This window comes from Bradyrhizobium sp. 179 (assembly GCF_023073535.1).
In the GTDB taxonomy this organism is placed as follows: domain Bacteria; phylum Pseudomonadota; class Alphaproteobacteria; order Rhizobiales; family Xanthobacteraceae; genus Bradyrhizobium.
The window spans coordinates 27,987-48,902 of sequence record NZ_JADPJR010000009.1; the positions used below are offsets into that span (position 1 = coordinate 27,987).

Annotated in this window: 18 protein-coding genes; 7 read left to right on the forward strand and 11 right to left on the reverse strand. The window is 65.0% G+C overall.

Annotated elements, in window-relative coordinates; all coding sequences use genetic code 11:
* Positions 1–246: 246 nt before the first annotated feature.
* The 3 genes from IVB12_RS01955 to IVB12_RS01965 all read right to left on the reverse strand — a co-directional run bounded on the left by IVB12_RS01955 (position 247) and on the right by IVB12_RS01965 (position 2,657).
* Positions 247–1,410 (reverse strand): CmpA/NrtA family ABC transporter substrate-binding protein, encoded by a 1,164-nt coding sequence (locus tag IVB12_RS01955; RefSeq protein WP_247295104.1) that lies wholly within the window; start codon positions 1,408–1,410, stop codon positions 247–249.
* A complete protein-coding gene (locus tag IVB12_RS01960; protein WP_008564898.1) occupies positions 1,407–1,997 on the reverse strand; it encodes an ANTAR domain-containing protein in 591 nt (196 codons plus the stop codon). Before IVB12_RS01960 ends, IVB12_RS01955 begins: the two co-directional genes overlap by 4 nt.
* Before the next feature lie 183 nt (positions 1,998–2,180).
* Positions 2,181–2,657, reverse strand: a complete 477-nt coding sequence (locus tag IVB12_RS01965) for an Imm21 family immunity protein (RefSeq protein WP_256467085.1) — start codon at positions 2,655–2,657, stop codon at positions 2,181–2,183.
* Positions 2,658–2,830: 173 nt separating this feature from the next.
* On the opposite strand from IVB12_RS01965, the gene rimO reads away from it, so the two are divergent.
* Positions 2,831–4,150 carry a 30S ribosomal protein S12 methylthiotransferase RimO gene (rimO, locus tag IVB12_RS01970; RefSeq protein ID WP_247295108.1) on the forward strand — a complete coding sequence of 440 codons (1,320 nt, stop codon included), beginning with the start codon at positions 2,831–2,833 and terminating at the stop codon, positions 4,148–4,150.
* Between the two features lie 329 nt (positions 4,151–4,479).
* Entirely contained in the window at positions 4,480–5,676 is a 1,197-nt protein-coding gene (locus tag IVB12_RS01975) for an acetylornithine transaminase (protein ID WP_247295110.1), read from the forward strand.
* Between the two features lie 167 nt (positions 5,677–5,843).
* Here IVB12_RS01975 and IVB12_RS01980 read toward each other — a convergent pair whose 3' ends face one another.
* The 3 genes from IVB12_RS01980 to pcsA all read right to left on the reverse strand — a co-directional run bounded on the left by IVB12_RS01980 (position 5,844) and on the right by pcsA (position 8,392).
* The gene (locus IVB12_RS01980) at positions 5,844–6,818 is read right to left on the reverse strand and encodes a quinone oxidoreductase (RefSeq protein WP_247275650.1); all 975 of its coding nucleotides are present in this window, start codon (positions 6,816–6,818) and stop codon (positions 5,844–5,846) included.
* A 75-nt stretch (positions 6,819–6,893) separates the two neighbouring features.
* Positions 6,894–7,628: a TerC family protein gene (locus IVB12_RS01985; protein WP_247295112.1), complete on the reverse strand. Its 735-nt coding sequence runs from the start codon at positions 7,626–7,628 to the stop codon at positions 6,894–6,896.
* The gene (pcsA, locus tag IVB12_RS01990; RefSeq protein WP_247295115.1) at positions 7,625–8,392 is read right to left on the reverse strand and encodes a phosphatidylcholine synthase; all 768 of its coding nucleotides are present in this window, start codon (positions 8,390–8,392) and stop codon (positions 7,625–7,627) included. Before pcsA ends, IVB12_RS01985 begins: the two co-directional genes overlap by 4 nt.
* 86 nt (positions 8,393–8,478) lie before the next feature.
* On the opposite strand from pcsA, the gene IVB12_RS01995 reads away from it, so the two are divergent.
* Positions 8,479–9,663: a UbiH/UbiF family hydroxylase gene (locus IVB12_RS01995; protein ID WP_247295116.1), complete on the forward strand. Its 1,185-nt coding sequence runs from the start codon at positions 8,479–8,481 to the stop codon at positions 9,661–9,663.
* A gap of 6 nt (positions 9,664–9,669) precedes the next feature.
* On the opposite strand, the gene IVB12_RS02000 is transcribed toward IVB12_RS01995, so the two are convergent.
* A complete protein-coding gene (locus tag IVB12_RS02000) occupies positions 9,670–10,623 on the reverse strand; it encodes an AEC family transporter (protein WP_247295118.1) in 954 nt (317 codons plus the stop codon).
* 105 nt (positions 10,624–10,728) lie between these two features.
* On the opposite strand from IVB12_RS02000, the gene hspQ reads away from it, so the two are divergent.
* Positions 10,729–11,061, forward strand: coding sequence for a heat shock protein HspQ (gene hspQ / locus IVB12_RS02005; RefSeq protein ID WP_008564941.1), 333 nt, complete (start codon positions 10,729–10,731; stop codon positions 11,059–11,061).
* Between the two features lie 76 nt (positions 11,062–11,137).
* Here the strand turns inward: hspQ and IVB12_RS02010 are convergent, their stop codons facing one another.
* A complete protein-coding gene (locus tag IVB12_RS02010) occupies positions 11,138–11,959 on the reverse strand; it encodes an invasion associated locus B family protein (RefSeq protein ID WP_247295120.1) in 822 nt (273 codons plus the stop codon).
* A gap of 84 nt (positions 11,960–12,043) precedes the next feature.
* Positions 12,044–12,343: a hypothetical protein gene (locus IVB12_RS02015; protein WP_247295422.1), complete on the reverse strand. Its 300-nt coding sequence runs from the start codon at positions 12,341–12,343 to the stop codon at positions 12,044–12,046.
* Here IVB12_RS02015 and IVB12_RS02020 point away from each other — a divergent pair.
* The 3 genes from IVB12_RS02020 (at position 12,227) to IVB12_RS02030 (ending at position 16,891) form a co-directional block, all read left to right on the forward strand.
* A complete protein-coding gene (locus tag IVB12_RS02020; RefSeq protein WP_247295122.1) occupies positions 12,227–14,077 on the forward strand; it encodes an extracellular solute-binding protein in 1,851 nt (616 codons plus the stop codon). The two genes, IVB12_RS02015 and IVB12_RS02020, sit on opposite strands and share 117 nt — an antisense overlap.
* A 4-nt stretch (positions 14,078–14,081) precedes the next feature.
* Complete coding sequence (locus IVB12_RS02025) at positions 14,082–15,584, forward strand: class I adenylate-forming enzyme family protein (RefSeq protein ID WP_247295125.1); 1,503 nt, start codon at positions 14,082–14,084, stop codon at positions 15,582–15,584.
* An 83-nt stretch (positions 15,585–15,667) separates the two neighbouring features.
* Positions 15,668–16,891: a GGDEF domain-containing protein gene (locus IVB12_RS02030; protein WP_247295126.1), complete on the forward strand. Its 1,224-nt coding sequence runs from the start codon at positions 15,668–15,670 to the stop codon at positions 16,889–16,891.
* Between the two features lie 167 nt (positions 16,892–17,058).
* Here the strand turns inward: IVB12_RS02030 and mfd are convergent, their stop codons facing one another.
* Together mfd and IVB12_RS02040 are read right to left on the reverse strand one after the other, a co-directional pair.
* On the reverse strand, positions 17,059–20,577 hold the full coding sequence (gene mfd, locus IVB12_RS02035; protein ID WP_247295129.1) for a transcription-repair coupling factor: 3,519 nt from the start codon (positions 20,575–20,577) through the stop codon (positions 17,059–17,061).
* The gene (locus IVB12_RS02040; protein WP_247295132.1) at positions 20,574–20,864 is read right to left on the reverse strand and encodes a succinate dehydrogenase assembly factor 2; all 291 of its coding nucleotides are present in this window, start codon (positions 20,862–20,864) and stop codon (positions 20,574–20,576) included. Before IVB12_RS02040 ends, mfd begins: the two co-directional genes overlap by 4 nt.
* Between the last annotated feature and the right edge of the window lie 52 nt (positions 20,865–20,916).

Sequence of the window (20,916 nt, forward strand, 5' to 3'; positions counted from 1 at the left end):
CTCGTTACCCAACGGTCCGATCAGCTTCGTTGCTGCGGGTTTCGGCTCAGCAGGCACCTGTGACAAGCTGGCCGCAGTGCAACATTCAAGTTGCGTGCCAGCTTCGACGAAATAAGAAAAATGGAGAATTCAATCACTTAGCAGCAGCTCCGGAACATTCCGGTCGCGGATCACCTCATGAAATTCGAGCAGTCAGCTCAAAATATAGTCGATGAGCTGGACTGCCTGAAAATTATGCAGAGACGATCAGGCCTTCCAACGCCCCACGTTGAAGGCCTCTAGATGTTGCAGGATGTTGTCAGCATCGAATGCCGGCCCGGCAAAGGCCCCAAATGCCGCCGGGGCTTCGTCGGGCTGGCGGCGGCCGAGGGCGGCATCGTAAAGGTCGGGCCTGAACACCGCCATCGCCGTCTTGGCGCCGTCCGGGCTCAACGCCGCCTGCCCCCAACGTACCATCTGCGCATAGAGCCAGGCGGCCTGGACCGGATCGGGACGCCCAGCCTCCTCGCGCCCGACCAGCAGGTAGCGGCCGCTCTCGCGGAACGTCCCGTCCGGCGAAATCTTCAGACGTCCTGTGAGGGTGCGCTGGATGACTTCGGCATCGACGCCGATCCGCTCCGGTTGCGCCAGAATCCGCGCCGCTTCGATCCGGTTTTCCGGATGCTCGATGAACTCGGCCGCGTTCACCGCCGCCCGCACGAGGCTGGCGACCAGGTCGGGATGCTTGTCGGCCCAGACCTGGCGGACGGCGAGGACCTTCTCCGCCGCCCGCACCAGAATGTCGGAAACGAAATGCAGGATATGGCCGATGCCGAGATCGACCGCGATCGAGTTCCAGGGCGCACCGACGCAGAATGCGTCGACGTGCCCGCTCTTGAGACTGTCGACCATGTAGGGCGGCGGCAGCACGACGAGGCGCACGTCCTCATCAGGATCGACGCCGGCCGCCGCCATCCAGAACCGCAATTGGTAATTGTGGGTCGAGAACGGGAATGTCATGCCGAAGGTGAGCGGATCGGCGCCGGCCTTGCGGCGTTTGGCGACCACTCGCGCCAGCGCCTTGGCGGTGACAAGCGGATCGAAGCGGTCGCCGTCGATCTCCTCCATCAGCGCGGCGTGGAGCGCCGGCGACACCGTGATCGCGTTGCCGTTGATGCCGAGATTGAAGGGCGCGGCGATCGGCACCTTGACGTGGCCGAGCCCGAGCGAGGACGCGATCGCGACCGGCGCGAGCAGATGCGCAGCGTCGAACAGGCCGATATTGAGCTTGTCGCGGACGTTGGACCAGGACACCTCGCGCACCAGCTCGACCTCGAGCCCTTCGGCAGCGGCAAAGCCCTTGTCGACGGCGACGATCAGGGCGGCGGCATCAACCAGCGGAATGAACCCGATGCGAAGGGGCGCGGTCATTTCAGCATCTCCGACGCGGTGATGATCGACTGCGCGATCTCGCCGATTTTCTTCTTCTCGCGCATCGCGGTGGAGCGCAGCAGCACATAGGCTTCGTCTTCGGTGAGGCCCTTCACCTTCATCAGGATGCCCTTGGCGCGTTCGATGATCTTGCGGTCCTCGAGCTGCGATTTGGTGCGTTCCAGCTCCTCCTGGAGCTTGGCGAAGGCGTTGAAACGCGACACGCAGAGGTCGAGGATCGGCTTGATGCGCTCCTTCTTCAGCCCGTCGACGATGTAGGCGGACACCCCCGCCTCGACCGAGGCCTGGATCGAGGCGGAATCGCTCTGGTCGACGAACATCGCGATCGGCCGCTTCACGGCGCGGCTCACCTGGAACATCGCCTCCAGCACGTCGCGGCTGGGGTTCTCCAGATCGATCAGGATGATGTCGGGGTCGACCGCATAAATACGGGCAAGCAGGCTCTGCATCTCGCGGATATGGACGACCTGCGTAAAGCCGGCCTCCCGCAATCCTTCCTCCAGGATCGCAGCCCGGATCGGGCTTTCGTCGACGATCACGATTTTGGGCGACTGTTCGGCGCTCATAGCTCACTCACGGCAGGTGATTCATCCATAGCACGCCGGAACGCCCTGCAAAGGGTTGTAATTGTGGGCAATTGGGACTAGCTCAGGCCGTCAATCAGGCAGTTCAGATATGGATCAGACGGCTGCGCCCAAGGTCAGCTTCGTGTCACTCGGGTGCGCCCGAGCAGCGCCTGTTCTCGAACTTCAGCGAGACCGGCAGACTTCCCGAACGACCATCGACAGCCCGGAAGAACGGTAATACGCAGCCTTCGCGAGATAGCTGCCTGGCAGCAACGCGAGAGCTTGATGGTTGCCGCTCAGATCACAGCCTCGATCTGCTGCATCAATCAGCCACATCTTGCCGGACGCACCTGTCTCCCATTCAAGTTGCTCAGCGGCTGAGCCTTCCAAAAGGTCACGCAATTGTGGGGTGCGCAATGCAGGTTCGATGAGTCGTTCATCATCAACGCCAATCCATTGAACGAGAAAACCGCCGTCGGCATGATCGTTGGAGTACCATGCGATGTCGCCGGCATCACCAGACAACACAACGGCTTTGCCATGGTGGCAGGCAATTGACCCCAACCACGTCGTTACTCTGCACGCGCGGGCATAGTCGCTCTGGTCAGCTGTATGATCGTGCCATCCCTCAAGACCCCCGCCAATGCGAGAGCTGTTCATCGGCAATCAGCAGGTGAGGACCGCCGCTCGTCGCTATCCAGCTGCGTGTTTGGATCATGCGCATCTCATAGCACAAGGAACTTTCTAATCGCCGGGAGACGTCCGGCGGTTGAATTTTGCTATAGCATCAATTACTTGAAGCGCTTGATCCCAACAAACCCGATCCGAGCTTCATGGAAAGAGCGCCGCGCATTTCTTTTACCAGCCTAGGGTGTCCCAAGGCATTGGTGGATTCCGAGCGCATCATCACGCGCCTGCGCGCCGAGGGCTACGAGCTCGCCCGCAAGCATGACGGGGCGGACATCGTCATCGTCAACACCTGCGGCTTCCTTGACAGCGCCAAGCAGGAATCGCTCTCGGCGATCGGCGAGGCCATGGCCGAGAACGGCAAGGTGATCGTAACAGGCTGCATGGGCGCGGAACCCGAGCAGATCGAGCAGGCCTATCCGGGCGTGCTCTCCATCACCGGCCCGCAGCAATATGAGAGCGTGCTCGACGCCGTGCATCGCGCGCTGCCGCCGGCCCATAATCCGCATCTCGACCTGGTGCCGCCGCAGGGCATCAAGCTGACCCCGCGCCACTACGCCTATTTGAAGATTTCGGAAGGCTGCAACAATCGCTGCACCTTCTGCATCATCCCGAAGCTGCGCGGCGACCTCGTCTCGCGCCCTGCCAATGACGTGCTGCGCGAGGCCGAGCGCCTGGTCGGCGCCGGCGTCAAGGAGCTGCTGGTGATCTCGCAGGACACGTCCGCTTACGGCATCGATCTCAAATACGCCGAGAGCCCGTGGAAGGATCGCCAGGTCCGTGCCAAATTCCTCGATCTCGCGCGCGAGCTCGGCGAGCTCGGAGCCTGGGTCCGGCTGCAATATGTCTACCCCTACCCGCATGTCGATGAGGTCATCGCGCTGATGAACGAGGGCAAGGTGCTGCCCTATCTCGACATCCCGTTCCAGCATGCGAGCCCCGAGGTGCTGAAGACGATGAAGCGCCCGGCCGCGCAGGACAAGACCCTGGCGCGCATCAAGCGCTGGCGTGAGGAATGTCCCGATCTCGCCTTGCGCTCCACCTTCATCGTCGGCTTCCCCGGCGAGACTGATTCCAATTTCGCCTATCTGCTCGACTGGCTGGATGAAGCGGAGATCGACCGCGTCGGCTGCTTCAAATACGAGCCGGTCGCGGGCGCCACGTCGAATGCGATCGAGAACCCGGTCCCGGAAGAGATTAAGCAGGAGCGCTACAATGCGCTGATGGCCCGCCAACAGAAGATCTCGGCACGGCGGCTGAAGCGCAAGGTCGGCACACGCCAGCAGATCATCATCGACGAGGTCGGCCCGACGGTGGCAAAGGGCCGCTCCAAGGCGGATGCGCCCGAGATCGACGGTGCCGTCTATCTCTCCAGCCGCCGCCCCTTGCGCGTCGGCGAGATCGTCACCGCCAAGATCGAGCGCGCCGACGCATACGATCTGCACGGCAGCGTCGCGGGATTCTGACGGCTCGTCAAAACTTGACCTGCATCCGGCGAAGACACCGAGGAAGCCGCGCTTCGTACCTGACTGACACACGCCAGGCGCGTGCTTTCTAAAACGTCCGCTTGACAAGCCCTCCCGTTCGGCTGTAGGGACGCGCCCCATGATCAACTCTCGGACCCACCGCCGCGCAGCTTTCCGTCGTCGCACCCGCGACGATGATGGGTTGCGCCATGTCCGACGACGCCGCTGATCGCCTGAATTCAGCAGAGTTTTCGAGAAGGCCGCACCCGCAAAGTGCGGCCTTCTTGTTTTTCGCGCGTCTTTTCCATCCGCCTCCAGAGGAGTTCGACATGACCACCGCCACCCATCCGTATGACGCGCTGATGGACATCACGGCACGACCCAAGGCCGTGTTCGTCCGCGGCGCCGGCTCCTACCTCTGGGACGACAGCCGCAAGCGCTATCTCGATTTCGTGCAGGGCTGGGCCGTGAACTGCCTTGGCCATGCGCCGCCCGCGATCGCCGATGCGCTCGCCGCGCAGGCCAAGCGGCTGCTGACGCCCAGCCCGGCCTTCTACAACGAGCCGAGCCTCAAGCTCGCCCAGGCTCTGGTCGAAGGCAGCGCTTTCGACCAGGTGTTCTTCGCCAATTCAGGCGCGGAAGCCAACGAGGGCGCCATCAAGCTGGCGCGCAAATACGGCAGCCTCCACAAGGGCGGCGCGTTCGAGATCGTCAGCTTCGAAGGCAGCTTCCACGGAAGGACGCTGGCGACGATGTCGGCCTCGGGCAAGAAGGCGTTCGAGCCGCTGTTCGAGCCAAAAGTCGCTGGCTTCAAGAAGGCCAAGCTCAACGACATTGCCTCGGTCGAGAAGCTGATCAACGACAACACCGTCGCTGTGATGCTCGAGCCGATCCAGGGCGAATCCGGCGTGTGGCCGGCGAGCGATCGGTTCCTGCAAGAGCTGCGCGCGCTCACCGAGTCGCACGGCCTTCTGCTGATCTTCGACGAGATTCAGACCGGCATGGGCCGGACCGGAAAACTCTTCCACTACGAGCACACCGGGATTTCACCCGACATCATGACGCTCGGCAAAGGTATCGGCGGCGGCGTGCCGCTCGCCGCCCTGCTTGCGACCGAACGCGCCTCCTGCTTCGCGCATGGCGATCAGGGCGGCACGTTCAATGGCAACCCGATCATGTGCGCGGCGGGGCTTGCGGTGCTGGAAGCGGTCAGCAAGCCGGACTTTTTGAAGTCGGTCACCGAGACCGGTCTGCTGCTCGAAAGCGAGCTGCAGAAAGTCTCCGCCCGGCATGGGCTTGGCGGCGTGCGGGGCCGAGGCTTGCTGCTGGCGCTCGACCTCAAGCTGCCGATCGCGCCTGGGATCGTCGCGCAGGCGTTCGAGGCCGGCGTGCTCCTGAACGCGCCGCAGGTCGACACGCTGCGCTTCATGCCGGCGCTGAACGTCACGCGGGCCGAGATCGCCGAGATGATCGATTGTCTCGACGGGATTCTGACCAAGGCCGGCGCGGCACGGCGGGTGGCGTAAGACGCGTCTCGTGCCCCGGACGCAGCGCAGCGCCCCTTCGGCGGTGCGCTGCAGAGCCGGGGCCCCATCTCTCTGCACGGTGCGCATTTGGGTCCCGGCTCTACGCCGCGCAGCGCTTGCGCGCTGCAGCTTGTCCGAGACACCGGAGCGGGTGACGACGGAAGAACCTACGGCTTTAAGATCGACGCGCCCGTCGTCCTGCGGCTTTCCAGCTCGATATGCGCCTTCGCGGCGTCCTTGAGCGCGTAGGCGTGGTTGATCGGCACGTGCAGCTTGCCATTAATGACGGCGGCGAACAGCGTGTCGGCGCCTTCCAGCAATTCCGAGCGCTTGCCGACATAGTCGTTGAGCTTCGGCCGCGTCGCAAACAGCGAGCCGTGATTGTTGAGCTCGGCGATCGAGAACGGCGGCACGGGACCGGAGGCATTGCCGAACGAGACGAACATGCCGCGGGGCTTCAGGCAGGACAGCGAGCCCGGGAAGGTCGCTTTGCCGACGCCGTCATAGACCACGTCGCAACCCTCGTTGCGGCTGATCTGCTTGACGCGCGCGACGAAGTCTTCCTCGTTGTAGAGGATGACGTGGTCGCAGCCATTGGCCTCCGCAAGCTCGGCCTTCTCGCGCGAACCCACCGTGCCGATGACGTGGGCCCCGAGCGCCCTCGCCCATTGACAGGCAAGCAAGCCGATGCCGCCGGCGGCAGCGTGGATCAGCACGCGATGATGCGGCTCGACCTTGAAGGTCTTATGCAAGAGATACCAGACCGTGAGCCCCTTCAGCATCAGCACGGCGCCCTGCTCGTGGGTGATGTGGTCGGGCAGCTTGACCAGCTTCTCCCAGGGGATGTTGCGCTCGCCGGTATAGGCACCGAGATTGTGATAATAGGCCACGCGGTCACCGGGATGGAAATTGGTGACGCCCGGTCCCACCGCGACGACCTCGCCCGAGGCCTCGTTGCCGGCGATGAAGGGCAATCCCGGCGCCTTGTAGAGGCCGGTACGGTAATAGACGTCGATGAAGTTCAGGCCGACCGCGTGCTGGCGGATGCGCACCTCGCCGGGCCCGGGCGCCGGCACGTCGACGCTCTCATAGACCAGGGCCTCGGGGCCTCCGACCTTGTGCACACGGACGGCTTTGGTCATCACCTGACCTCCTCTTCTCGCGGCTCAGCGAACGGCATCGCGCCCGCCTTGTCAACTCGACCCAGTTAGGAACGGCTAGACGGACGGCGTGCCGGCTTTCCTGCGGTTGCGCTTGGCCAGCACGTTGAAGAATTCGACCGCCGCCGAGAACGCAATCGCGAAATAGATGTAGCCACGCGGAATGTGGAATTGGAATCCGTCCGCGACCAGCGCGACGCCGATCAGCACCAGGAACGCGAGCGCCAGCATCTTGGTGGTCGGATGCTCCGCGACGAATCGCGACACCGGCCCCGACGAAATGTACATGATCACGCAGGCGATCACGACGGCCGCGATCATGATCTCGATGTCCTGCGCCATGCCGATCGCGGTGATGATCGAGTCCAGCGAGAACACGATATCGATGATCACGATCTGGACGATCACCCAGAAGAAGGCGTTGCCGGCGGACCTCTCGTCGCCCTCGCGGTCATCGGCTTCGACCTCGCCGTGAATCTCGTGCGTCGCCTTGGCGATCAGGAACAGGCCGCCGGCGATCAGGATGAGATCGCGCCAAGAGAAGGCGTAACCCTTGACGGCGAACACCGGCGCGGTCAGGCCGATCAGCCAGACCAGGAGGCTGAGCAGGATGATGCGGAACAGCAGCGCCAGCGCCAGCCCGATCTGGCGGGCGCGATGCGCCTGCGTCTCCGGAATGCGCGAGACGATCACCGACAGGAAGATGACGTTGTCGATGCCGAGCACGATCTCGAGCGCCGTCAATGTCAGCAGCGCGGCCCAGGCTTCGGGACTGGTGAGCAGATCGATCATGCGAAGGATCTTACCAGTCGTATCAGGGCATCGCTGAAGCTGATCCAGAGCGCGATGGCACAAAGCACGATTGTCACACCGGTGCCGACGCGGAAATCCATCTGCAGCACGTAGAGGCCGAGCAGCGCCCAGATAGCAATCAACGACATCGTCAGCCAGCGCAGCCGCACGACGCGCACCGGATGCAGCACGTGAAACGGCACGAAGGTCAGCACCACGAGCACGGCGACCAGCAACGTCGACCAGAGCGGCGGCCAGTGCAGCAGGAACAAATAGAACGCCGCCGCATTCCACAGTGCCGGGAAGCCGCGGAAATGATTGTCGTCCGCCTTCATGCGCAGATCGGCGAAATATAATGCGCTGGTGACGATGATGGCGACGCCGAGCAAGGGAGCTGCGACCGGCAGCAACAGCCCGCTGGCGACGATCGCGTAAGCCGGCACGAAGACATAGGTGACGAAGTCGACCACGAGATCGAGCACGTCGCCCGACCAGTTCGGCTGCACCTTCTTGACGTCGAGCCGGCGCGCGATCGGACCGTCGATCGCGTCGATCATCAGAGCAACGCCCAGCCACTGAAACATCGCTGCCCAGTGCTCGCGCACGGCCTCCAGCATCGCCAACAGCGCGATCGCCGCACCGAACGCGGTGAAGATGTGCACCGAGAACGCCGCGGCGCGGATCGCGGGGCTGGGCTTCAGGGAATCCTCTTGGCTGTCCATGGCTTCTGCTACCAGAATGAGACCGATTTGCACATCCGCCATTGCGGCGCGCCCTTGCGCAATTCGTCATAAAATCAGGCAAAATCAGCGGGCTTGAATTTGCCGCGGAGCGTGTCAATTGTCCTTCCATGACAGACGCATCGACACTCCATGACGCCGCCGTGATCGGCGGCGGACCGGCAGGACTTGCAGCGGCGATCGCATTGGCGCAGGCGGGTGCGCGGACCGCGCTCGTGGCGCGCCGCGTGCCCTATGCAGACAACCGCACCACCGCGCTGTTGGGGGCCTCCGTCGATCTTCTGGAGAGCCTCGGCGTCTGGTCGCGCTGCAAGGACAAGGCGGCCGCGCTCGAGGTAATGCGCCTCGTCGACGACACCGGCCGGCTTTTCCGTGCCCCGGAGGTCCGCTTCTCCTGTCACGAAATCGGTCTCGACGCGTTCGGCTACAACATCGACAATCGTTCGCTGATGCTGGCGCTCGAAGAACGCGCGGCCGAACTCCCCCACCTCGTCCGTTTCGACGACGAGGCGGAAAGCGTCTTGATCGAATCCGACGCCGTCGCCATCCGCACGGCCTCGGCGCAATTCCTCTCGGCCCGGCTCGTGGTCGGCGCCGATGGTCGGCATTCGCTGTGCCGCGAGGCTGCCGGCATCGCGGTGACGCGGCGCGAGCTGACGCAAACCGCGCTAACCTTCAACGTCTGCCATGCACGGCCGCATCGCAATGTCTCGACCGAGTTCCACACGCCGCACGGTCCCTGCGTGTTCGTGCCCCTGCCCGGCGATCGCTCCAGCATCGTCTGGGTCGCGGCGCCGGCGGAGGCTGAGCGGCTTCGCGGCCTGAGTGACGAGGAGTTGTCCGCCGCGATCGAGAAGCAGTCGCATTCGATTCTGGGACGCATGACGGTCGAGCCCGGCCGCAACCTGTTCCCACTGGCGATCGAGCGTCCAAGATCCTTCGGCCATGACCGTATCGCGCTCGTCGGAGAGGCGGCCCATGTGGTTCCCCCGATCGGTGCCCAGGGCCTCAATCTCGGCCTGCGCGATGCCGCCGACATCGCCCGGGTCGCGGGCGAGGCTCTCGCAGCAGGCCGGGATCCGGGCGCGAGCGACGTGCTCAAGCGCTACGACCGGGCGCGGCGTCCGGACGTCTTGAGCCGGACCTTTGCAATCGACATGGCCAACCGCTCCCTGCTCAACGATTTCCTGCCGCTGCAGCCGGTCCGCGCCCTTGGCATGCACCTGCTCGGTGCCATCGGCCCGCTCCGTCGCTTTGCGATGCGCGAGGGCCTGACGCCGACGTGGCGAAGGTAAGCCGACTTACGGAAACGCCAGCCGGCCGCTCTGGATCGCCCACATCACGCTGGTCAGCGTGACCACCGATGCGAAGGTGCCGAGCAGCACCGCAACGGAGGCGGATTCGATCCAGGCATCGTTCTGCCGAGCGATCACGAACACATTCAGTGCCGGTGGCAGTGAGGCCATCAGTACGGCGGTCGCGGCCCAGGGCTGCGCAAACGGACCGAACGCCAGCATCAGGCCGAATGCCGTGAGCGGATGGATCAGGAGCTTGACCGCGATCACGCCCGGCACCTCCCAGGGCACGCGGTCGAATGGGCGCAGCGCCACGGTCACGCCGAGCACGAACAGCGCGGTCGGCGCAGCTGCGTTCTGGAGGAAGGTGATGGTGCGGTCGAGTGCAACCGGCAGCTCGATATGCAGCGCTGCAACCGCTGCGCCAAAACAGGCCGACATGATCAGCGGGTTGAGCACGATCTGCTTCAGCACGACGCCCAAGGCGTGGACGAGCGAGGGATGGTCGCGGTCGGACAGCTCGATCAAGAGCGGCACGATCGTGAACAGGAAGATGCTGTCGCAGCAGAAGATCAGCGCAGTCGGCGCCGACGCCTTCGGCCCGAGCACTGCGAGCGCCAGGCCCGGCCCCATATAGCCGATATTGCCGTAGCCGCCGGAGAGGCCCGCAAGCGTCGCCTCGCGCAGCGTCAGCCGGCCGAGACCCTTGCCGACGGCCAGCGCAAGCGTGAACGCCGCAACCGTCGCCAGCGTGGTCGCCACCAGGAACGGCGGATTGTTCAGCTCCGCAAACGGCGTCTTTGACATGATCGCGAACAGCAGCGCCGGCAGCGAGACGTAGAGCAGGAAGAAGTTCATCCAGGCGAGGCCCGATTCCGGCAGGGACTTGGCCTTTCCGCAGGCGAATCCGACGAAGATCAAGCCGAAATAAGGTAGGGCCAGATTGAGGATATTGACCATTGATGAAGTGTTTTCTGAAGACTTGGGGGCTATCCACCCCTGACGCGAAGGTTAATTCCGGTAAGGCCACTAGCATCGGCCACAATCCTGGTCTATCGACGGGGGATGATTAAAGCGCGGACCGCCAAATTCCAGATCGGACAGGTCGTGCGCCACCGGATCTTCTCGTTCCGGGGCGTGATCTTCGACATCGATCCGGAATTCAACAACACCGAGGAGTGGTGGCTCTCGATTCCCGAGGAGGTGCGGCCCCACAAGGACCAGCCGTTCTATCACCTACTCGCGGAGAACGCGGAATCGGAATACGTCGCCTATGTCTCGGAGCAGAATCTGTTGCCCGACGATTCCGGCGAGCCGGTCCGGCATTCACAGGTTGCCGAGATCTTCATCAAGGACAAGGCCGGCGGCTATCGCCCGCGCAATCCGTCGCTGAACTGAAATTCGCCGCCAGCAAGCAGCCCGCAAAAAAGGCGCTCAAACCGAGCGCCTTTTTCATGTTTGGATGTGGTTCCGATTACTTCTGACCAGCCGCAGCTGTGCCGGGAGGCGTGCCCTGCTGCTCAAGCTTCTTGCGCTGCTCCTCGGCCTTCTTCTGAAGCTCTTCCTGAAGCTTCTTCTGGGTTTCCTCGAACACCTTCGGGTCGGTCGGCGGACCGTCATAGGCCTTCTGGAATTCGCCGGCGAGCGGCAGCGGCAGAGTCAGCGGCGCGCCATTGGCATTGATCGCCTGGACAACGAGGTTCTGGCCCTTCTTCATGCTGTTGATGAGTTCGGGCGTGGCCTCGTAATCGGACATGCAGCCGTTCTGGAAGCAGATCACATAGGGCTGCTGCAGCGGCGCGTTGCTGTCCACGATGATGCGGGTGCCGTGCACCAGCTGCATGCCGAGCGGTAGCGTCACGCGCAGAATCTTCTTGGGTTCGCCTTCGGGCTCGATGATCACGGCGGCGATGACCGGCTGGCCCGACTCGATGCGACCGTCCTTGCCGGTGAAGCAGACCTGCTTGGCGTTGGCGTCCTGACCCTTCAGGCAGAACTTGGTCCAGGGGGCATAGATCAGTTGGATCTGCTGATCGGCCGGCTGGGCTGCGCCCTGCTGCTGGCCGCCCTGCGCCGGAGCCTGCTGGGCCTGCGGTGAGGCCGCCGGCGCCGGAGCCTTGGGGGCAGCCTTCGGCGCGGCTTTCGGGGCCGGAGTCGCCTTTGGCGCGGGCGCGCCGGGAGCCGGTGCGGGAGCCTGGGCCTCAGCGGCAAACGGAACGGCCAACGCCGTCGCCGTCAACAGGGCGAGAAGTCGCCCGCGCGGCCGGACGGACGCGGCCAAGTAACGGAAATTCATTGCGGAAAACCCTTTCTGAACGGGAAGTGCCCGAACCGCTCCGAAGCGCCGAACCTGGCCGCCTTGGGCGCGGCTCTCTTCCCGTCAATTGAGGCGGATAAGTGACGGACTCGGCGCTCTTGCGCGATTGACCGCCTTCTTAACGTGGCCGACGAAAAGATCAATGCCGACAGCCATCTTTGGCCACACCCGCAGCTGCGCCCAGGGGAAATTCCCTGTGATAGGATTCAGGCCTGCCGGTCCTCGAATCAACGTGTGCCGATGTTCATGTTCCAGCGCCTCTTCGAGGGCCCCGGACTCCGCCTTTGCCGTCTCGCCGCGGTCCTCGTTTTGACCCTCTCCGTCGGATGGTCGACAGATGGCGTGCGTGCCGAGGAAGCTCATGCCATTGCCATGCACGGCAAGCCGGCGATACCTGCCGATTTCACCCACATGCCCTACGTCAATCCGGATGCGCCCAAAGGCGGACGCATGACGTGGGGCGTTCTCGGCACCTTCGACAGCCTCAATCCTTTCATCGTGAAGGGGTTGGCTGTGCAGCAGGTGCGGAGCTACGTGGTCGAGAGTCTGCTCGCGCGCGGCCAGGACGAGCCGTTCACGCTCTATGGCCTGCTCGCCAGGACCGTCGAAACCAACGACGACAGGACCTTTGTCACGTTCCACCTCGATCCGCGCGCCCGCTTCTCCGACGGCACACCCGTGCTGGCTGAAGACGTGCTGTTCTCCTGGCAGCTCCTGCGCGACCACGGCCGTCCCAATCATCGGCAATATTACGCCAAGGTCGCAAAGGCCGAGGCGCCCGCCCCCCTCACCGTCCGCTTCGACCTCTCTGGCGCCAATGACCGCGAGTTGCCACTGATCCTCGGCCTGATGCCAATCCTGCCAAAGCATGTGGTGGACGTCGCCAGCTTCGAGGAGACGACGCTGACAGGCCCGATCGGCTCGGGCCCCTATCGCGTCACGGCGGTGAGGCCCGGCGCCAGCGTGACGCTGACCCGCAATCCCGACTATTGGGGCCGTGATTTGCCGATCAATCGCGGGTTGTACAATTTCGACGAGATCAGGCTCGACTATTTTCGCGAGGCCAACGGCCAGTTCGAGGCCTTCAAGCGCGGCCTCTATGATTTTCGTGTCGAGCACGAGCCGCTGCGCTGGCACGACGGCTATGATTTTCCCGCTGCACGAAGCGGTGAAGTGATCCGCGATACCGTCAAGCCGGGGGTGCCGCAGCCTTCCGAATTCCTGGTGTTCAACACCCGCCGACCCATCTTCGCCGACATCCGCGTGCGCAAGGCGCTGACGCTGCTGTTCGATTTCGAGTTGGTCAACCGCAATTATTTCTTCGGCCTCTATTCGCGCGTCGCCGGCTATTTCGCCGGCTCGGAACTATCGGCCTACGGCCGCCCTGCGGATGCGCGTGAGCGTGAGCTGCTGAAACCGTTCGCCGCCGGGATCCCGCCCGACATCATGGACGGCAGCTACCGCCTGCCGGTCACCGACGGCTCGGGTCGCGACCGCGCGACACTGCGCGCCGCGCTGAAACTGTTGTCGGAGGCCGGCTACGATCTCGACGGAACCGTGCTGCGCAACCGCGCAACCAAGGCGCCCTTCACCTTCGAAATCATGGTCACAACCCGCGACCAGGAGCGCATCGCGCTCGCCTTCCAGCGCGACCTCAAGCGCGCCGGCATCGAGTCGACCGTGCGCTCGGTCGATCCCGTGCAGTTCGATCAGCGTCGACTCGCTTACGAGTTCGACATGATCCAGAACCGCTGGGACCAGTCGCTGTCGCCCGGCAACGAGCAGTATTTTTATTGGGGCAGCGCTGCCGCCGACAATTCGGGGACCCGCAACTACATGGGCGCCAGGGATCCCGCGATCGATGCCATGATCGCCGCTCTGCTGGAGGCCCGTGAACATACGGATTTCGTCTCGGCGGTGCGCGCGCTCGACCGCGCCTTGGTCGCGGGCTTCTACACAATCCCCCTGTTTAACGTATCCGAGCAATGGATCGCGCGCTGGAATCGGATAGAACGGCCCAAGGCCACTTCCCTGTCCGGCTATCTGCCGGAGACCTGGTGGTCGAAGGGGCAGCCGCAAGCTCATCAAGCAAAGTGACGCCGTGAACCAGCCAGCAATATCGCCGACGCTCGACACGCTGTTTCAGCGCACGCTGGCCCGGCAGCCGCACGCGCCGGCTCTGCTCGATCCCCTCAACAAGACGCGCGTGACCGGGCACCAGCCGCGGCGGATGTCCTACGCCGAGGCCGATGCGGCGATCGAGGCGCTGTCGGCGCATTTCGTCGAATCCGGCCTGCCGGCCAATTCCGTCATCGCGATCCAGCTGCCCAACACGGTCGAGTTCGTGCTGACGGTGCTCGCCGCCCATCGCGCCGGCCTCGTCGTCGCCGTGCTGCCGCTGCTGTGGCGGCATGCGGAACTGACCGCCGCGCTCAACCGCACCGCGGCGCGCACCATCGTGACCATGAGCACGGTTGATGGCGTCAGCTATGCCGACCTGGCGATGCATGCAGCGGCAGAAGCATTCTCGATCCGTCACGTCTGCGGCTTCGGCACCGATCTGCCCGAGGGCATGGCTTCGCTCGACGACGTGCTGGCCCGCCCGCCCGGCACCACGCGCACCGTGATCCAGGACGGCCGCAAGGCGGCGATGATCTCTTTCGACGTCACCGCGGAAGGTTTTCGCCCGGTGCCGCGGCCGCATTTCAGCCTGATCGCCGGTGGCCTCGCGATGTCGCTCGAGGCCGACGTCAAGCAGGGCGCGACCGTGATGGCGGCGTTCGCGCCGATGTCGTTCGCGGGGCTAGCCTCGTCGCTGGCGGTCTGGCTGCTCTCGGGCGGCACGCTGGCGCTGCATCATCCCTTCGAGAGCGAGGTGCTGGAGCAGCAGATCAACCAGCACGAATGCGAGGTGCTGATCGCGCCTGCCCAGCTCGCGCTGCGCCTCGGCGATTCCGATCTCGCCGCGCGGATGCCGACCTTGCGCAACGTCATCGGCCTCTGGCGCGCGCCCGAGCAGGTCGCCGCAAGCGATGCCTGGATCGCGCCGCATGCGCGGCTTACGGATGTCTATCTGTTCGGCGAGGCTGGCCTGTTCGGCGCCCGCCGCGGCGAGGACGGCATGCCTGTCGCGGTGATGCCGGGGCCGCACGGCGCCCCGCGCGAGCAGTCCGGCTCCTCCATCGCGGGCGAGATCCTGCTGACCCCGAAGGGCACGCTCGGCCTGCGCGGGCCGATGGTGCCGATCGCAGCCTACGCGCCGCCGCAGCCGGTCGGCGACACGCTGGTCGCGCAGCCGCCGCGCGACTATGTCGATACCGGCTATGCCGCGCGGCTGGACCGTCCGAGCGGCGCGATCTGCATCACCGCGCCGCCCTCCGGCATCATGGCTGTCGGCGGCTACCGCTTCCTCTCCAACGATCTGCAGGAATGGGCGCGCCGCCTCGGTCAGGGTGCCCTGCTGACCGCGCTGCCCGACCGCCTCTCCGGCCACCGTCTGGCAGGCCGGGCCCAGGACAACGCCCGCGCCCGCGAGGCGCTCAGCGAGCTCGGGCTCAACCCCCTGATGGTCGAGGCTTTTCGCGACCGCTCGGGGCAGGTCTAGCCCAGGTTGACCCGTTCCGTTGACGCTGCATTAAGGCGGCCAAACTAGATTGCGCGGCATCTGTTGCGTGATCAGAGTTTGCAATGTCCCAGGCGGGCCCGATCCTGTTTGTGTCCAATGCCGAACGGCCGCCCTTCATTGCGGCACTGGACGAGGCCCGGCTCTTTCCCGTGGTCGACACCGACTGGGCCAGCGCCGCACGCGCGGTCGAGCAGGTGCAGCCGGCCGCCGTTCTCGCGGCGATGCATCCCGGACACGAGCCGCACATGGCTCCGCTCGCGAAGAAGATTGCGAGCCAATCTCCCTACCTTCCCTTCGTGGCCATGGATGCCGCGGGCACGCTGCCGCATAACGCCCTGCCCTTCGCCTCACGCGGCGGCAATCCCGACCGCCTGATCGCGCGGCTCCGCGCTGCGCTGCGTGTGCGCACCCTTCACGCCACCGTGCTGCGCCGGCTGCCGGAAGCGACGGTCCCGTTGCCGGCGGCCGATCCCGCGCGCGATGCCACCGTGCTTCTGATCGGCCGCGGCGCGGCCTATCCTGCGCTGTCGGTTGCGCTCGGCGAACGCATCGGCGTCATCGGCGCGCTCTCGATCGAAGCCGCTGCCAAGCATCTCAACACCCGCGACCTCGATGGCGTCGTGCTCGCCGAAGGCTTTACGGCGCGAGTCACCGATGCCTTCTTGACGGTGCTCGCCGAGGACACCCGCTTCCGTAACCTGCCCGTGGTCGTCACCGCACACCAGCTCGCGCAAAATTACGATCTGCCTAATCTCGAGCTGATCTCCGGCGAGCCGGTGAAGGTCGCCGCCAATGCACTGCCACTGATCCGCCAGCATGCGATGGAAGCACAGCTGAGCCGCACGCTGCGCTCGATCGACGCCGGCGGCTGGATCGATCCACGCAGCGGCCTACTCACCGTGGAAGCCTTCGCCCGAGATTTTGCCAAGGCGGTCGAACAGACCTTGGCCCGCGGCGGCGGCCTCTCTGTCGCCCGCTTCGCCTTCGATCCCAATAATCCCCGTGCCCAGCTCGATGCCGCACGGATCCTGAGCCGCCTGATGCGGCAGATGGATTTTGGCGCGGCGCAGAAGGACGGTTCGGTGATCGTGGTGTTCGCGGAGACCGACTTCCGCACCGCCCATATGATCGCGCGTCGTCTGTCAGCGGTGATGCGGCACACCGCGAACGGCAAGCACGAGATGCGCAGCGATCCCGTGGTCAGCGTGGATTCGCTGTCGGCATCGGATACGGCGCGCTCGCTCCTTGGGCGGCTGTCCGCCGATGCGTCGCGGGCGGCGTCGTAGTTTTTAGCGAGCCGCTTCAACAAGCCCCGTCATTGCGAGCCAACGGGTCAGCGCGAAGCGCGGCCCGATGACAGGCTCCGCGAAGCAATCCAGGCTCTCTCCGCGAAACGATTCTGGATTTGCTTCGTCGCAAGGGCTCCTCGCAATGACGCGGAGAGGCCGGAGGTTCACGCCGCCTTCTTGCTCTCCGCGAGCTGCGCCAGCTGGCGCATGATCTCCGTGGTGCCGGCGAGACGCTCTTCGGGCGTCTCCCAGTCCTGGAGGAACACCACCTTCATGTCGGGCCGGACCTTTGCGGCCTGGCCGTGGCTGCGGATGAACGTCACCAGGCGATCGGGATAGGCGAAGGAATTGTCGCGGAAGGCGATGACGGCGCCCTTCGGGCCGGCATCGATCTTCTCGACATTGGCCCGGCGGCAGAACGCCTTGATCGCGGCGACCTTGAACAGATAGCGGACTTCGTCGGGCAAGACGCCGAAGCGGTCGCGCATCTCGGCGCCAAAATTCTCGATTTCCTCCTCGGTATCGAGATCGGCGAGGCGCCGATACAGCGACAGCCGGACCGAGAGGTCGCTGACATAGTCCTCCGGAATGAGCACGGGCATGCCGATCGTGATCGATGGCGACCAGCGGTCGGCGGCCGGTTCGGAGACGCCGGCCTTGAGGTTGACGATCGCCTCCTCCAGCATCGATTGATACAGCTCGAAGCCGACCTCCTTGATGTGGCCGGACTGCTCCTCGCCGAGCAAGTTTCCGGCGCCGCGGATGTCGAGATCGTGCGAGGCAAGCTGGAAGCCGGCGCCGAGGGTCTCCAGCGATTGCAGCACGGTGAGCCGGCGCTCGGCCTGCGCGGTGATCTTCTGCTGCGCCGGCAGCGTGAACAGCGCGTACGCCCGCAGCTTGGAGCGGCCGACGCGGCCGCGGAGCTGGTAGAGCTGGGCCAGGCCAAACATGTCGGCGCGGTGCACGATCAGCGTGTTGGCGTTGGGGATATCAAGGCCGGATTCCACGATCGTGGTCGACAGCAGGATGTCGAACTTGCCGTCGTAGAATGCCGTCATGATGTCCTCGATCACGGCGGGCGGCATCTGGCCGTGCGCGACCGCGACCTTCATCTCCGGCACGTTCTTGTCGAGGAAATCCTTGACCTCGGCGAGGTCGTCGATGCGCGGCACCACGTAGAACGCCTGGCCGCCGCGATAACGCTCGCGCAGCAGCGCCTCGCGGATCATCAAGGGATCGTGCGGGGCGACGAAGGTGCGGACCGCGAGCCGGTCGACCGGGGGCGAGGCGATGATCGAGAGCTCGCGTACGCCGGTGAGCGCCAATTGCAGGGTGCGCGGGATCGGCGTCGCCGATAACGTCAGCACGTGTACCTCGGCGCGAAGCGCCTTCAGCCGCTCCTTGTGGCTGACACCGAAATGCTGCTCCTCGTCGACGATGAGCAGGCCGAGGTCGCGAAACTTGATCGCCTTGCCGAGCAGCGCATGGGTGCCGACGACGATGTCGATGGAGCCGTCGGCGAGGCCCTTCTTGACCTGGTTAAGCTGTTTGGTCGGGACGAGGCGTGAGGCCTGCGCCACGTTGACCGGAAAACCCTTGAACCGCTCGGAGAAAGTCTTGTGGTGCTGACGGGCGAGCAGCGTGGTCGGCACCACGACCGCGACCTGCTTGCCGTCGAGTGCCACGGCGAAGGCCGCGCGCAGCGCCACCTCGGTCTTGCCGAAGCCGACATCGCCGCAGATCAGGCGGTCCATCGGGCGGCCCTTTTCGAGGTCCTTCAGGGTGGACTCGATCGCGCCCAGCTGGTCCTCGGTCTCGTCATAGGGAAAGCGGGCGCAGAACTCGTCGTAGAGGCCCTGCTGCACCGGCAGCCTCGGCGCCTCGTGCAGCATGCGTTCGGCCGCGATCTTGATCAGCTCGCCAGCGATCTCGCGGATGCGGTTCTTCAGCTTGGCCTTGCGAGTCTGCCAGCCCGAACCGCCGAGGCGATCGAGCTCGACACTGGTCTGGTCGGAGCCGTAGCGCGACAACAGCTCGATGTTCTCGACGGGGAGGAACAGCTTGGTCTCGGCGGCATAATGCAGCTCGAGGCAGTCGTGCGGCGCGCCCGCGACGTCGAGGGTCTGCAGGCCGATGAAGCGGCCGATGCCGTGATCGACGTGGACGACGATGTCGCCGGCGGCGAGGCTCGTCACTTCCGAGATGAAATTATCGAGCTTGCGGCTCGCCTTGCGCGGCCGCACCAGACGGTCGCCGAGGATGTCCTGCTCGCTGATCAGTGCGATCTCGTCGGTCTCGAAGCCGCTTTCGAGGCCGAGCACGGCGAGCATGGTCTCGTTTCGCGGCGTCGCCTGCACCGTCCGCCAGCTGTTGACGCTGGTTGTGTGGGCCAGCTTGTGGTCGCGCAGCATCGAGGTCATGCGGTCGCGCGAGCCTTCGGTCCACAGCGCGATCACGACCTTCTTGCGCTGGGCCTGCAAGGCCATCACATGCGCGACGACGGACTCGAACACATTCACGGTGGTGTCATTGCGTTCCGGCGCGAAGTCGCGGCCCTTGCGCGCGCCGGCATCGACGACACTCGTGCCGTCGGTCGGCACTGAGAACGGCGTCAGCCGCGCCAACGGGACGTCGCCAAGGCGTTTGCCCCACTCCTCTTCGGTCAGATAGAGCCGGTCGGGCGGCAGCGGCTTGTAGATGGCGCCGCCACCGGGATGCTCCAGCGCCTCGCGTCTGGCCTCGTAATAGTCGAGGATCTGCTTGAAGCGCTCGCGGACGGCATCCTCGGCCTGCGGCTCGATCGCGACGGCCGCGCCTTGCAGATAGTCGAACAGCGTGTCCATCCGATCCTGGAACAGCGGCAGCCAGTGCTCCATGCCGGGATGACGGCGGCCTTCACTGACCGCCTCGTACAGCGCGTCGTCGCGCTCGGGCGCGCCGAACTCGGCGACATAGCCCATGCGAAAACGGCGGATGGTATCGGTGACGAGCTGAAACTCCGAGATCGGCACGAGGTCGAGCGCGCGCATGTCGAGCAGCGTGCGCTGGGTCTCGGCGTCGAACGAGCGGATCGACTCCAGGCTGTCGCCGAAGAAGTCGAAGCGCACGGGCTGATCGAGGCCGGCCGGAAACAGGTCCAGGATGCCGCCGCGCACAGCGTATTCACCGGGCTCGCGCACGGTCGAGGAGCGGTTGTAGCCGTTGTGCTCGAGCCAGGCGACGATGGTGTCCATCGGCACCACGTTACCTGGCGCAACCGACAGCGCCTGCGCCGCGACGAGGTCGCGCGCGGGCACGCGCTGCACCACGGCGTTCACCGTGGTCAGCACGATCAGCGGCTTGTCGCTGCCGGTGAGCGAAGCCAGCCGCGCCAGCGTCGTCAGGCGTTGCGCCAAAATGCCGCCATGCGGCGAGACGCGGTCATAGGGCTGGCAGTCCCAGGCCGGGAAGGTCAGCACCGGCAGATCGGGCGCGAAGAATTGCAGTGCGCGTTCAAGCTGCTGCATGCGCGGACCGTCGCGGCAGACCACCGCAAGGCTGACCGCCGGCTTCTTCGGTTGCGCCGCGATGGCACGGGCGAGATCGGAGACGACGAGGCCTTCGGCGCCCTCGGCGACATTGGCAAGCGTCAGCGCGCGGCCGGGCGTCAGCAGCTCGGCCGGTGATTTCATGCCCTGCTTCATGCGTCGCGGTCCGCGATCGGGAATGCCTTGATGCGGGCAAACAGCGCGCCGGGGACATCGGCGGGAAGCACCTTGTCGCCGGTGACCGCGGCATAGAGATCGGGATCGTTGACCTCGAGCAAGCGCTCAAGCTCGATCAATTCAGGCTCGGACAAATTGCCGATCTCGGCATCCGCAAAGCGGCCGAGGATCAGGTCCATCTCGCGCGTGCCGCGGTGCCAACAGCGGAACAGAAGCCGCTTGCGGCGGTCATCCAGCCCGCTGCTCGATCGTGTCGTTCCCGTCATGTCTCAAATCCAGTCAAACGCAGAAAGCCCGGACGTGCCGGGCGGGGTGGGT